At 55.9% G+C, this 14,725-nt stretch carries 7 protein-coding genes; 6 read left to right on the top strand and 1 reads right to left on the bottom strand.

The window, feature by feature from the left end:
* Positions 1–5: 5 nt before the first annotated feature.
* The gene (locus KJZ99_09790; protein MCL4306194.1) at positions 6–3,938 is read right to left on the bottom strand and encodes a S8 family serine peptidase; all 3,933 of its coding nucleotides are present in this window, start codon (positions 3,936–3,938) and stop codon (positions 6–8) included.
* A 607-nt stretch (positions 3,939–4,545) separates the two neighbouring features.
* Here KJZ99_09790 and KJZ99_09795 point away from each other — a divergent pair.
* The 6 genes from KJZ99_09795 to KJZ99_09820 all read left to right on the top strand — a co-directional run bounded on the left by KJZ99_09795 (position 4,546) and on the right by KJZ99_09820 (position 14,724).
* Positions 4,546–7,737: a T9SS type A sorting domain-containing protein gene (locus tag KJZ99_09795; protein ID MCL4306195.1), complete on the top strand. Its 3,192-nt coding sequence runs from the start codon at positions 4,546–4,548 to the stop codon at positions 7,735–7,737.
* Positions 7,738–8,066: 329 nt separating this feature from the next.
* Positions 8,067–8,600, top strand: coding sequence for a cytochrome c family protein (locus tag KJZ99_09800; protein MCL4306196.1), 534 nt, complete (start codon positions 8,067–8,069; stop codon positions 8,598–8,600).
* Between the two features lie 170 nt (positions 8,601–8,770).
* Positions 8,771–9,724: a 4Fe-4S dicluster domain-containing protein gene (locus KJZ99_09805; protein MCL4306197.1), complete on the top strand. Its 954-nt coding sequence runs from the start codon at positions 8,771–8,773 to the stop codon at positions 9,722–9,724.
* Between the two features lie 74 nt (positions 9,725–9,798).
* Positions 9,799–10,962, top strand: a complete 1,164-nt coding sequence (gene nrfD, locus KJZ99_09810) for a polysulfide reductase NrfD (GenBank protein MCL4306198.1) — start codon at positions 9,799–9,801, stop codon at positions 10,960–10,962.
* Positions 10,963–11,129: 167 nt separating this feature from the next.
* On the top strand, positions 11,130–12,239 hold the full coding sequence (locus tag KJZ99_09815; protein ID MCL4306199.1) for a cytochrome c family protein: 1,110 nt from the start codon (positions 11,130–11,132) through the stop codon (positions 12,237–12,239).
* A 4-nt stretch (positions 12,240–12,243) separates the two neighbouring features.
* On the top strand, positions 12,244–14,724 hold the full coding sequence (locus KJZ99_09820; GenBank protein ID MCL4306200.1) for a cytochrome b/b6 domain-containing protein: 2,481 nt from the start codon (positions 12,244–12,246) through the stop codon (positions 14,722–14,724).
* The last annotated feature ends 1 nt before the right edge of the window (position 14,725 follow it).

Here is a 14,725-nt window from a genome sequence, read left to right on the forward strand (position 1 = left end):
GCGAATTAGCGGGCTTTCGCCTGCTCAGGGAGGCGCTCCTCAACTGCCAGTGCCGACACTGCGATCACATGGTAGAATGCCTTGGGCGATCCATCGTAGGCAATCGTCAGCGATGTCCCCGATGTTGTGCCCTCTAACGTCAGGAAGGGTCCTTCCGGCTCCGGCGACGACCATAGCTCATAGAGCGGCGCACCGCTGCTTGTCCAGTTAAACTGGAGTTGATTCGTCCCGGGCAAGAAAAGAATTGTGAGGTTCGTCGGGGCAGGGATTGATCCTACCATGAACTCCACCGGCACAACGACAAGCCCTTCGTCAGGATCGCTTGTTTGAATCAAGAGATCGCCCGTATACGTTCCCGCAGGCAATTCCCCGGCGTCGAATGTCACAGGAATCGTCACACAATTCCCCGGATCAATCGTTCCGGCTTCCGGAGGCGTAATCGTCAGCCAATCCACTGCCGCCTTGAGTTCTATCGCCATGTTACTGTGCAGATAGGCCGCGTTATAGACGACCTGCAAGCCAACAGTGCCGGCTTCGTTGTTTAAGCCGATCGTGCAGGATGCTAATCCGGCCGAACCGAGAACTAAGTCCTCGTATTGCAGCACAATGCGCCCGTTCGCATAAAGTAAGACTTGGAACGTGTAAAAATCTCCCGTTCCGGGATAGTGCGCGATGTTGTCCCACTCGACAATGAACCTATTGTTGGCAACGTCGTGGTACGTGTAAACCGTGCCGCCGGCTGGTGGGTATAGGTCATCCCAAAACGGAGCAATCATCGCCAGTGGTCCGGACGGATAAGGCAAAGGCTGATTGAAGTAGGCGGCATTCGCTGCGCCAAAGTGAATGTTACCGTTCGATGAAATCTTGACCGAGGTGTAGCTGATTCCGTAGAATGAAAACGCGAACGGTAAGTTTACTGTCACAGTCTGATCGTCTCCGGTCACACCTGCGTTCGTTCCAATGGCGTTAATCTCAAACCAGCTATACGTGGGTCCGCCTGCTTCGTCTGAGTCGATCCAGCGATAGCCAAACGCATCCGGCCCGCCCTGTGCGTCTATAGGCGAACGACCGTCGCGATTCTCGATTTCAAGTTCCGGCTTCTCGCCGCGATTAATCGCTTCGATCAGGCTAATCTGCTCCTTCGTCATGACCACTTCCGTCGGCGCAACATAGCTTGACAGCGCGAGCGTCGGAGTCGTCTGATCCCAATCGATCTGCCAACTTAGAGGACACTCTCCGATATTGCAGATTTGCAGGGATCCTGTATCGGTTCCACCAATCGGTGCTGAGCCTGTCAATGAGGCCGGTGCAATGGTGACCTCACCAAATCCGTCACAGCCCGGTCCTGTTGAGAAGTAAACCGTGCGTCCCGCTTCCTGTCCCCACGAATTCGCGTCGGCCGCGCCGTTGCACACATATTGCGAATAAACACCGGCTGCAGTCTTGATGCCGACGGTCGTCGCGCTCGTTTGCGTCAACGGCTCGTCGTACTGGAACAGAATGTGATTGTCGCCGGTCGCCGAGGAATAGAAGCCCTGATCATAAATGATGATCTGGAAGCTCGATTGGCCGCCCCCACTGAAATGGCTGATCTGATAGAATGAAATCACCAGCCAATGGTTTGCAGCATCGTAGTAGTAGGCCACCTGACCTGAATAGGTCGTCATGTCGTCCCAGTTCGGATACAGTCCCGCTGGCATACTGCTCGGGAAACATGTGTTCGACCACGATGTTGCGCTGTTGCCGAATGTGACATAACCGTTGGACCCGATATAGTAGCTCGTGTACGTCGTGCCGTAGAACTGGAAAGGAAACGGGAAATTGATCGCTGTAGTTGCCCCGTCGTCTACCGAGTTTAGCACAGCCGTGCCGCTTCCGCCTTCCATAGGCGTAATCGCCCGCCACACGAGGGGGAATCCTCCCACGTCCACGTTTTCACACATTGTATACCCGTATCCATCCGGTGCACTGCACTCGTATCTTGGATCCGTTAACAACGTGAAGTTCCGTGTCGTCGAGGCCCCGATCACCACTCCGTCCACTTGATGCGGTGCGCAGCCTGCACCGGTCGCGCGCATGTCATAGGTCCCTTGTGGCAGCGTAATCGAATAGAATCCCACGCCATTTGTGGTCGCAGGGGCGATGGGCGTGTTCAAAACGGTCACGGTCGCTCCGACAGCGGGACCGCCGTTGCAGTCGGTCACTATGCCGGACACCGTCCCCTGCGGGGCAAGCGTCAGCACAAAATTCCGCGTCACCGTGTCGCCTTCCACGATGACCACATTTGTCGCGGACTGCGAGATGTAGCCGAACGCAGAACATACAACCGTGTAAGTTCCAGCGGAAAGAGGCAGACAGTATGAACCGTCGCCACCGGTCAGAACTTCATTTGTTCCGCTGGTGATTCCGATACGCGCGCCAACGATCGGAGCGTTCGATGCATCCCGAACAGTTCCACACACCCGGCCCAAATCCGAAACCGCAATCACCGCGTCGTAGGCGTTAATAAATCCGTGACCGTATTGATTATCCTGTCCCGCCGGACCGTAGTCAATTGCCGTCTGCATGATCGCATCTTTGATCGTGATGTGATCGCAGTCCGGACAAGCTTCGCGCATCAGCGCAACCACACCCGCCACGTGCGGACCCGCCATCGAGGTCCCCGAGTATCCGCTGCTGTAACCGCCGCCCGGTATTGAAGAATACACGTTAACTCCCGGCGCCGCAATCTCAGGCTTGATGTTGTCCGGAACCGCCGGTGCACACGGCGTCGGCCCTTGACTGGAAAACGACGCCAGCGGATACGGCGCGCTGAAATTCGTCGCGTCCACCGCGCCGACTGAGAATATCTGGTAGGCATTCAATGAGTAAATCGCCGGACTCCGCAATCCGCTCGTGCTCTCATTTCCGGCTGACCACGTCACTACCGGCCCGGCCGCTTCGCAATTCGTGATAAACGAATTCCACAAATCAAAACACTGCGCGTAACCAAGTCCTGTAAAGACTCCCCAACTGTTCTGAATCACGTCCGGCACGTCGTCGAGGGTCGCGGGGTTCCCGTCCGGATCAGCAAACCACTGATAGTCGGCAATAATGTCGTTGTCAAAATCCTGGCTGACGCCCTGATTGATTGAGTTCGTCGCAATCCATCTTGCGTTCGGAGCTGAACCAACCGTGTTGGTGTCGTTGCCGGAAATCGCACGTCCCGTGATGGTTCCCATGACATGCGTTCCATGCCCGTTGCCGTCCGACGGAAAGTTCGGTGCGCTTCCGAGCGCATCGCGCCAGCACTGTGCCGCAGGTGCGAAATTCCCCCGCCAGCGGGAAGCCAGTGCCGGATGATTCCCGTCCACGCCGGTGTCGCAATTCGCCACCAGCACGCCCTGACCTGTAATCCCGAGCACGCGATTCACTTCCGTCGCCCGAATCGCATCCTGGCCGGGCGTCGTCGTTTCAGTGTCCAGCGGATTCCGATCCGGCTCCCGCCCGTCACTCATAATCGGCTCGATAAGCTCAGGCCGGAAATTCTCCGTCACGTATTTGATATCCCCGCGACTCCGAAGTGACTCGAGATACTCCTTTGTTGCAGAGACCACAAACAGATTCTCAATCCAGTAGGCCGTGTAGCCTTTGACTCTGCTCTCAGCTTTCGCGGCGTCCAGCTCCGCTTGAAAAGCCGGCTGTGTCTGCGAGGCGTTGTACTTGAGCGCGCTGATAACTTCCGCGTGCCGCTCTGCTAAAGACGCCCGGCGCGTGTGTAGTTGGAAGTCCAAATTCATGATATCAATCGGACTCTCGAGAATGACAATCGCACTCACGAACTCCTCTGACTCCGACTTCTCAAGCTGATAGTCCAATGTCGGCGAGAACTCTGCGGCCAACGCCGCTGTGCACCATAGCAGAATCATCGCAACTAACAAACGGGATCCATGTCTCATCTTCCAGCCTACCTCTCTTGGATGTGCTCTATTCTCTCGTACTCTGGGTAAAATCAAGCTATTTCAATTTGTTCAGCTTGTCAATATCTAACACCTTGCTGCAATTTTTTGTTTAGCTCCTGGATTCTTTGCGCGGCGGGTCTCCACTTTTGAAGCCCGCAAAACCGCGTTTGATTACGTTGAACTTGCACGGAGTGTCTGCGAAGTCAACTTCCCACACAGATTTTTGCCTGCCCCCAACTCCGGCCGCAAGAGGCATCCGTCTGCGCGCCGCCGACTCTCGAGCCATGCAATCACACCAGACCCATGTCCGACTTCCTTACGGCGTGTTGCGGAGAGGCAACTGGGTCAGAACAATGTTCGACTCAAATAGTCGAGTTCCTTGCTCAAAAATCGACTATTCCCAACTCCTGAAACTGTTGAACATAAATTTACTGACCCTCCTTGCCGCCACTATAGTAAGTATACTCATCCTTATTTCTCATTGTTTTATCTTCTATTTCAATCTTCACTATTCCTTCGGATATACTTATCCTCTTTCACTATATTAGTTTCGCTTCGACCAATGGATGGTGATACTTTTTGGGAAAACATGAGGAAAGAAAACATGAAACGATTGGTTCTGATGTTGGGCCTTGTTGTAGCCTGTACCGGCGCGCTCTTCGCCGCTGGCAAGACGATTGATCAAACAGCAATCGGTCAACAGTCTGCCAACAACAAGAGCGCGCTCGACCGTGAATTGCAGCGTCAAGCTCTGGAGGCCCAGATCTTCGCGGCCAAGACCCAAGGCGCAATTCCGCAGGCTCTGCTCGCTGAGTACGAGCAACTTCTGGATGATATGGGCCGCCTGAACCCGCAACATGGCGCGCTGGATCAGGGCGGCGACAACTGCTCGGACGCCGTGGACCTTGGCTCCGCGCTCGGTAACGGGATTGCCTCCGGTTCCACCGCCAATGCTCAAAACGACTTCCTGCACTTTGCGCAACAGCCCCCCTGCTATCAGGGAACCTATTATACCGGCAGTGCCACTGCGCCTGATGTCACCTACAAATGGACAGCTCCCCGCACCAGCACGTATACCTTTGCCCTGTGCGGAAGCAACTTTGACACCGAGCTTTCCCTCTGGAACTACACCTGTCCCACGCACCCTTCTTTCCCTGCTGATTACATCTGCGGGAATGACGACGCTCTGTCGGCATTCACATGCGAGTCCAACGGACTTCACTCTGTTGTCGGCTGCATCGCTCTGAACGCCGGACAGGAAATCCTCGTCGTCGTGGACGGCTGGAGCGGCTCGTCAGGCCAGTATTTCCTCTCGATTTTCGATTGCGACCCCGTTTGCTATGACGTTACGCTCGCCGCACCGGGTGCATACTCGGGAACCACTTGCGAACAGGGCAACGACTGTGCAGCCTTCGGTTCCGATGATCTTGTGATCGCAGTCGAAATCCCGTCTGCAGGCTTGTGGTCGTTCGCCTATAACGGCATCGGTTTTGACCCCTATCTGCGAATCGGCTATGAGTGCTGCACCAGCGACATTTGTAGCGATGACGACAGCGGTGGCGGCTTGAATTCGCTTTGCCGCTGTGTTTCGCTTCAGCCCGGCACGGTCTATGTGACCCTCGAAGGTCTGGGTAACAGCTGTGGTGAGTTCACCCTCTCCGTCACCACCGATGACTGCGTCGGCGGTCGTTGCTGCTACACCAATCCCTTCGGCGGACCTGCCTGCTCCACGACGCGCTTCGAAGAGTGCATTGCGTTGGGCGGTGTCTGGGATGAAGGCCTGTCCTGCGAAGAGAATCCCTGCGGCGTCGGACGTTGCTGCTACTATGACGACGGCGAACCCGTCTGCGAAAGCGGAGTTCGCGAGGACTTCTGCCAGTTTGCCCTTGGCGGCGTCTGGACGGAAGGCGCAAGCTGCAACACCCCCTGCCCCGCTACGGGCGACTGCGGCCCGATTGACCTCGTGTTCGCTGTGGACGTCACGGGTTCGATGTTTCAGGCGATTGACAACATCGTCAACGAGCTGCCGAACATCATCGCCATTGCCAACACCGCTTCAAATGGCGACCTGCGTTTGGGTCTGGTGACTTTCGATGATGAAGTCTTCGTCCACCATGCACTGACCAACAATATTGCCGCCGTGCAGGCGACCATCGCCGGACTCACCTCCTTTGGTGGTTTTGGGCTTCCTGAAGCATCCGACGAAGCACTCCGCGAGATCCTCACGGGTGACGGTCAGTGCGTATCAGTGGGTGATTTCAATGTAGCCTTCCGCGCCGGTGCCAACAAGATTGTCGTGTTGATTACCGACGCATCAAACGGTGGCTGTGATGACACCCATACGCCTGCCGATGTGGCTTACGCCCATCAGCGAGCGCTCGACGCACAGGCTGCCGGCGTTCGCATCTGCCCCGTCTGGCGTCCGCTGCCTGGTGCCGAACCGTTCGGAATCATTGTACCGGTGCTGCAGGACTACGCTCTGACATCGGCCGGCACGTTCTCAATCATCGGCTTTGACGGCTCAGGTGCCGGCGGTGCGATTAATCAAATCGTCGCCAATTGCGGTCAGGGCGAATTGCGCCTGTTCTCGCCGGGCATCGACCTGCGTTGCGATCCGAACGGCGGCGGCATCACCACCCCGACCTTTGATCTGCTCGTCCGCGTCGGTAACAGCGGCACGGAAACCTGCGAAAACGTTATGCTCGAACTCACCAGCATCGGTGGCGATGCCGGAACCGTCGTGCTGAACTCTGCCAATCCGGTTGCGCTTGGCAATCTGCTCGCGGGTCAATCGGTTGATCAGCTCTTCAACCTCACCGTGACTCCGGATGCCGATGGCGGCCAGATCGTTATCACCGCGACCGTCACGAGCGACAATTGCCCGTCGAACTTCCTGCAGATCGTGATTGATGTGCCGGATTGCGACGGCGACTGCGAAGGCGACTCCGAAATTCACTTCTACGAAATCGATTTCCGGGTTCCGCCTGACTGCATCTGCGCCCACCTGTGTGTCGGTCATCCGGTGCACGTCTACGTCTGCGGTGAAGGCTTCTCACCGGGACGCTATCCGCTTCTGAACATCGCGCCGGGCTGCATGACCGACGGCTGCGACGAAGAGTGCGATCCTGCTCAGTGGATGTTCAGCAATACCGGCTGGACGCTGATCGGCGACACCTGCTGGCACAATGTGATTATCCCGGGCACGGATGGCTGCATCTGTGTCTGCTTCGACCGCTTCCTGCCGGCTGAATTGGCCTCGTTCTCGGCTCTCCCGGGCAATGAAGAAATTCAGATCCGCTGGACTACCGCTTCTGAAACCCAGAACGACCACTTTGAATTGCTGCGCGACGGTGCTGTTACAGCCCATGTCGCCGCCACCAATTCGCCGAGCGGTTCGTCCTACTCGTTCGTCGACCGTGGCCTGACCAACGGCCGCGTCTACACCTACGAACTGGTCAGCGTCAGCCTGACTGGAGATCGTCAGGTCATCGGCTCACTGGAATCTGCTCCGCAAGCGGGAGCCGCAGTGGTCTCTGAACTGGCGCTCTTCCAGAACTACCCGAATCCGTTCAACCCCGAGACGAGCATCTCGTTTGACCTGGTCGAAAACAGCAGCGTTAAGCTGTCGGTTTACAATCCGGTTGGTCAGCTGGTGGCAACGCTCGTGGAAGGCTCGCTGAATTCGGGTCGTCACACGGTGCAGTTCAATGCAGCCGGGCTGCCCAGCGGTCTCTACTTCTACCGTTTGACCGTTGGTGAGACGGTTATGCAGAAGAAGATGCTGCTGCTGAAGTAATCCGGCAGCCGGATTTCGGTCCATCGAGGGGCCGCAGGCACAGCCTGCGGCCCCTTCCTCTCTAAATCGGTGAGTTTGGTGACCCTCTCACTTAACGATTGTTTAGTTGCTCAGCACACGTTCGCCTGTTAGTCGAAAAAGCCCGGCGAAACCTCCAGAATATCAAGAGAATACAGGCACACTCATCGCAGAAGTTTACCTTAATTGTCATATTTGCAAAAGGATACACTTTCGAAATTGGTTGCAATCGTGAGGAATCATGACTATATTTATGCATGAAAAGAGCGTAACGCTCCGAATCGTCACGCATTTATTTTAAGGGCAAAACAATGAAATTCAATCGAATCATTATCAGTGCCGGCATCTGCCTGGCCTTCGCCATCAGCTCCTTTGCACAGGATGAGGCAAAGACTCCGACCTATGTCGGCTCGGGTAAGTGCAAGATCTGCCATAAGGGTGAGAAGAACGGCAACATCTACGAAACTTGGCTTGACAGCAAACATGCTAAAGCGTTGGAAACCCTTGTCGCAAAGGGCGAGCAGAACAACCCTGAATGTTTGTCCTGCCACACCACCGGCTATGGAACGGCCAGTGGCTTTGACAAAATGCCCGATCTGCATGGCATGGAAGATTTAGGCGGCGTCGGCTGCGAATCCTGTCACGGCCCGGGTTCTGAGTACAAGACCAAGAAGATTATGGAGTCCCGCGAAGCGTCGATCGCTGCCGGAATGTGGATTCCGGATGAAAATACCTGCAAGACTTGTCATAACGAAAAGTCCCCCACCTTTAAGGGCTTCAATTACGAAGAAGCATTGCAGAAGATTATCCATCACGTCCCGCCAAAGGCGGAAGCCACCGAATAATTTTGTCCTGATGATGGTCGGCGCAACGGGACTTCCCCGCGAGGAAGTCCTGCGCCGGCCACAGTGGACGCAACACCTTTTGACCCGGAGTTTCCGGGTTTGCGCACGGGGATTCTTGTGAAAAATTTCACATGAGTCGGTGAGACTCCGGCCAAAAGGGGGAACCGAATATGAAGATTAATCGTCGTAACTTCCTGAAACTTGCCGGACTTGCCACCGCTAATGTGGCCGTCGGCACGCTGCCGGGCAAAGCCGTCGCCTCCCCCGGCCACTTTACGGGTCACCCCGAACGGCGCGGCGTACTTGTGGACACCACACAGTGCATCGGACTGAACTGCCGACGCTGTGAACTTGCCTGTGCCAAAGAGCACAACCTGCCGACGCCGGAAAAAGCTCCCGAAGATCCCACCGTCTTCGACAAGAGACGACGGACACACGCCGACCAGTTCACCGTCGTCAATCGCTTCAAGGGACAGTCGCCTGAAACCCCGATCTACGCCAAGAAGCAGTGCATGCACTGCGATGAACCGGCGTGTGCTTCCGCGTGTCTGGTCGGCGCATTTTCCAAAACGCCAAGCGGCGCAGTCGAGTATGATGCCAGCGTCTGCATCGGCTGCCGATACTGCATGGTCGCCTGTCCCTTTGATATTCCCACGTACGAGTATTTCAGTGCACTTCACCCTCGGGTTCGCAAGTGCACTTTTTGTTTTGAATCGCGGCTCCAGCAGGGCAAACCGCCTGCCTGTGTCGAAGCCTGTCCTCGCGAAGTCATGACGTTCGGCCGCAGGGAAGACTTGATCAAAGTCGCACGACAAAAGATTGTCCGAAGTCCCAACCGATACGTCGATCACATCTATGGTGAACACGAAGTCGGCGGCACAAGCTGGATGTATCTCTCGTCCGTGCCGTTTGACCAAATCGGCTTCCGCACGGATCTGGGGACCACTCCCTACCCCGAACTGACGCGCAACTACCTGTCGGCCGCGCCGCTGGTCATGGCGATTTGGCCGACGTTCTTCCTGAGCATCTATCTGTTCACCAAACGCAAGGAGGAACTCGCCGCTGAACAGCGCCTGCTGAATCCCTCTGCGGACGGAAATCACAGAACCAAGGAGGACAAGTAATGGCTACTGTCCTCGCTCCTCCTGCTCACCTGCGTCCTACGCCGAACTTCGTTCGTGATAAGCTGCTGCTCGGCATGACGCCGCGCGAGTATCTCAAGAGTTTGATGACTCCCGGACATTACATTGCCGCACTGATTCTGGCTGTCGGAATTCCCGTCACCTATCAACGCTTCACCGGAGGTATCGGCGCGATTTCCAACCTTACCGACGCCAATCCGTGGGGTATCTGGATCGGTATCGATGTGCTCTGCGGGGTCGCGCTGGCTGCCGGAGGATTCATCATCGGCTCCATCTACCACATCTTCGGTATGCACGAATACAAACCGCTCGTGCGTCCGGCCATACTCACGGGCTTTCTCGGCTACGCGCTCGTCGTGTTCGGTTTGATGTTCGACTTGGGCCGCCCGTGGCGTCTCCCCTATCCGATGGTCTGGTCATTCGGCACAAGCTCAGTCATGTTTGAAGTCGGCTGGTGTGTCGCACTGTATTTGTTCTGTCAGTTCATTGAATTCTGGCCGCCGCTCTTCGAGTGGATTGGAGCCAAACGCGCGCGTGCCTTTGCCGTCAAGCTGACGCTCGGTGCGACGGTGATGGCCGTGGTCCTTTCGACGCTGCACCAATCATCACTTGGCGCGCTCTTCCTGATTATGCCGTCCAAGCTGCATCCGCTGTGGTACAGCATGTATCTGCCGGTCTTCTTCCTGATTTCGGCAGTCTCGGGCGGAATCGGAATGATCATCTTCGAAGCCACCATGTCCCACCGCTACTTCAAGATGCAAACTGGACATCTGAGTCATCGCGAGCTTGACAAGCTCATTCTCGGGTTGGCAAAGGGTGGTGCGCTTGTTCTTTATCTCTACTTCTGGCTCAAGATCATCGGCGTGGCGCATGAACACCAGTGGGCATTGATTGCCACCGGATGGGGAGCGTGGTGGCTCGTGGAAGTCGTCGGCTTTATCCTGCTCCCGGCCTTCATGTTCCTGTTCGCTGTGCGCAGACTGAGTCCGACCCTCGCTCGCATTGCCGCCGTCTGGACCGTGTTGGGACTCATCCTCAACCGGGTAAACGTTTCCATCATCGCACTGAACTGGTATGCCGAGGAACGCTACATCCCGCATTGGAAGGAAATTACCGTCACTTTGATGATTATCACAATCGGCGTGTTAGTCTTTAAGTTCATCGTGAATCGCATGCCGATTCTCCTGCAGCATCCTGATTATGCGGGCGACAGCCATTAAGGAAGGATGATATCCATGTATACATTACATGACTTTACTGTTCTGACACAGACGGGTGAATATCTTGTCGCCATCCTCGGTCTGTTATCGTTTGTCCCATTTTGGAAAGCTTTGAATCAACGACCCAAGCGCCACTAATCGCGCTGTCGAGTCGGAGAATTCCGGCCATGAAATATTACATATTCTTGCTTATCGCCAGTTTTACGCTTGTGCTCTCCAGCGAGCGCGCCGAAGCCGTCTCGCAGCAACCCGGCGCGTCCAATGGCTGCTCGCAATGTCACGTCTGCCGGACACCTACGGCGGACGACCCTTGCCTCCGTATCTGCCCGCGACCGCGCGTCACCCCGCAAGATCTGAAGATGGGGCCGGATGAAGTGCTCATCAACGAACTCGAGAATGAGTACGAAGCCGTTCGTTTTTCGCATCGCCTGCATGCGGAAATGACCGCGATGGATCGCGGATGTCAGGATTGTCACCACTTCCAGCAGGTCGGCGGCATCACCGCCTGCAAAGATTGTCATCCCCCGCACATCGCCGACGAAAATCTCGAACAGCCGGGCCTGAAAGGTGCCTATCATCGGCAATGTCTTGGCTGCCATCAGGATTGGAGTCACGACACGTCCTGCGAAATCTGCCACCTGAAGAAGGGACAAGAGACGGCGACGCATCCGCTGCCTAAGCGTTCGCCCGGAAGCAAATTCGCCGGACTCGTCGAACCTGAAAAGAAGGTCTGGCATTCGTCCTATGGCGGCGGAACGATTGTCACGCTGTTTCACAGAAATCACACCGAGAAATACGGCATCTCGTGTGCATCGTGCCATCATGCTGAAGGCTGCGCGTCGTGTCATTCGAAATCCGAGCAAACCACCACGTCCATTCGCCACAGCGAAGAAGCTTTGCACGGCATCTGCAATTCCTGTCACTCGGAGATGAGCTGCAATCAGTGTCACATGAAAACGGAAGCCGTTGAGTTTTCTCACGACCGGACGGGGTGGCCGCTCAAGTTCTACCACGAACGACTGTCGTGCCGCCGGTGTCACGGCAATCCGAATCACTTTACGAAACCGTCGCGCGACTGCAATAGTTGCCACAAGGACTGGGCCGTCGGCACGTTCAAACACGCGCACACCGGCTACGGATTGAACGACACGCATGCTGAAATCTCCTGCGAGGAATGCCACGTCGGGAAGAATTTCGCGGTCAAACCGACCTGCAATTCGTGTCACGACAACGACATTACATATCCTGCATCGCAACCCGGTGGAAGATTGAGATAATTCCATGAAACGAGCACTTCTTACTCTCCTGCTTGTTGCCTGTTTCGGCACGCTGGCTTACGCAAACAAAGACAAAGACGCGGCCTGCATCGAGTGTCACTCCGACGCGACGCTGACACGGACGAATCGAGACGGTTCCATCGTGTCGCTGGCCGTGACCCCGGACTCGCTCGCTCGCTCGAAACACGCTTCGCTCGCCTGTGTGGACTGCCACGCCGATTTGAAGAACTTTGATGACTGGCCGCACGCCGAACGACTGGCAGCCGTGAGCTGCGCAAGCTGTCACAAGGAAGCTGCGACGGAAGTTGCCATGGGCGGACATGAAGGTGTCTTGAAGTGCGCATCATGTCATGGAACCCATAACATATTGGATACCAAAGACCCGCGGTCAATGGTCTCAAAAGAGAAAATAGATCGCAGCTGCGAGCAGTGCCATAACAGGATGCATCCCCCTCATCGCGGACGTACCACCGTCTATGAAAGCTACGACGTCGGCATTCATGGAAGGCTCGCAAAACTTGGAAAACAGGGTCTGCCCTCCTGCACGGATTGCCACTCGTCGCACGCCGTGCACGCGGAAGATCGCCAACCCGAAAAGCTTGAACAATCCTGTTTGAACTGCCACAGTGAGATCGTCGCGGAATTCAAGAAGTCGGTGCACGGTCAGTTCCGCGATGGCAGAAATCTCTCGCACTGTTTCGATTGTCACGGTGAACATCGCAGCCGCGCGCCATCAGACTCTACCTTGCGCGTGACAAACGAGTCACCGGCCGAGGCGACCTGCGGCGCCTGCCACGAAGAGTCCGTGAGGCTTTACAATCAGAGCTTGCATGCGTATGCGCTGCAGAGCGGTTCTCCACGCGCACCGCGCTGTGAAAGCTGTCACGGCGCACATAACATCCGCAAAGTGGACGACCCCGAATCGCCGATGCACCGCTCAAAACAGGTCGAGACATGCGCAAAGTGTCATAGCCAGATCGGCATCGCGCTCGATCCTGAAGTGCGGCTGCCGCGATCTTTCGAAAACTATCTCGAAAGCACGCACGGCAAACTTCTGAAGCAGGGCAACGAGAACGTTCCTGTCTGCATCGATTGTCACGGCGGTCACGCGGTGCTTGGCAGCACGAACCCGCTGTCCACAATTACGCTGACTAACATTCACAAGACCTGCGGACAGTGCCATCCGAAAGAACAGCAGCTTTACGAAGTTTCCATTCACTACCGCGCACTGATGAGCGGCATCACGGACAGCCCGACGTGCACAGGATGTCATGGTGAGCACTTGATGGTTTCGCCGAAGGATCCGAAGAGCAAGGTCAGTCACGCGCGAATCGCGGCGGAAACGTGCGGAAAGTGTCACGAAAACCCCGATATCATTCGCAAGTATGGATTGGCCCCGGACGTGGTCTCAACATATACAGACAGTTATCACGGTCTGGCCACGCGGGCAAGAAACCGGAAAACTCCCTCGTGTGCAGATTGCCACGGTGCGCACGACGTGAGAACTGCGGCAGACCCGCTGTCCTCCATTCATGAAGCCAACGTCGTGCAGACCTGCGCGACTTGCCATCCCCGAGCGGATGCGAAGTTCGCGGCATCTTATACTCACCGTGCCTTGCAGCCGCGCGAGGGCGGGGCTCAATGGTGGATTGCGCGGATCTATTGGATTCTGATTTTTGCGGTTATCGGCGGAATGGTCCTGCACAACCTGATCATCCTGAACTATCATATGATCAAGGCGCGCGAGCATCAAACCAGCGGTCCGAAAGTCACGAGATTTGACCGGCATCAGATCATTCAACACTTGGTCCTCTCGTTCACGTTTATTCTGCTCGCAATAACGGGATTTGCTCTGAAGTATCCGGACGCGTGGTGGGTCAGGATGCTCGCTTCGATCGGCTTCAGCGAAGGCATTCGCAGTGTCACGCATCGCGTCATGGCAGTAGGTTTGATCGCGTGCTCGATCTATCACATCGTCTATCTGTTCTGGACAAGGCGCGGCCGTGAAGAGTGGCAGGCACTGATACCGGCTAAGACGGATGTCAGCGACTTGACCGAGAATCTCTCCTATCACATGCAGAAGCGCAAGGATCCGCCGAAGTTTGATCGTTATGATTACTCACAGAAGGCGGAGTATTGGGCGCTGATCTGGGGAACAATCCTGATGATTGCTACTGGATTTGTGCTGTGGTTCCCCGCAGAACTTTCTCCGATTCTTCCGGCGTGGGCGATTCCGGTCAGCCAGACCATCCACCTCTATGAAGCATGGCTCGCGACGCTTGCGATCGTTGTGTGGCACTTCTTCTTCGTCATCTTCCATCCCGAGGAGTATCCCATGAGCTGGACATGGTTGACGGGCAAGATTCCGCTGCATCTTGTCAAGCATCGTCACGGCCGCTGGTACGAGAAAATTACAGCCGGAAAGACCGACGTTGAGACGAGCGAGACTGAGGCGCCCAAGCCAACTGAACCCGCATCAGAATAAA

This window comes from bacterium (assembly GCA_023382385.1).
Classification (GTDB): Bacteria; Electryoneota; RPQS01; order RPQS01; family RPQS01; genus JABWCQ01.

Coding starts and splice junctions, on each gene's coding strand:
- KJZ99_09790 (MCL4306194.1), bottom strand. CDS start 3,938: ATGAGACATGGATCCCGTTTGTTAGTTGCGATGATTCTGCTATGGTGC.
- KJZ99_09795 (MCL4306195.1), top strand. CDS start 4,546: ATGAAACGATTGGTTCTGATGTTGGGCCTTGTTGTAGCCTGTACCGGC.
- KJZ99_09800 (MCL4306196.1), top strand. CDS start 8,067: ATGAAATTCAATCGAATCATTATCAGTGCCGGCATCTGCCTGGCCTTC.
- KJZ99_09805 (MCL4306197.1), top strand. CDS start 8,771: ATGAAGATTAATCGTCGTAACTTCCTGAAACTTGCCGGACTTGCCACC.
- nrfD (MCL4306198.1), top strand. CDS start 9,799: ATGACGCCGCGCGAGTATCTCAAGAGTTTGATGACTCCCGGACATTAC.
- KJZ99_09815 (MCL4306199.1), top strand. CDS start 11,130: ATGAAATATTACATATTCTTGCTTATCGCCAGTTTTACGCTTGTGCTC.
- KJZ99_09820 (MCL4306200.1), top strand. CDS start 12,244: ATGAAACGAGCACTTCTTACTCTCCTGCTTGTTGCCTGTTTCGGCACG.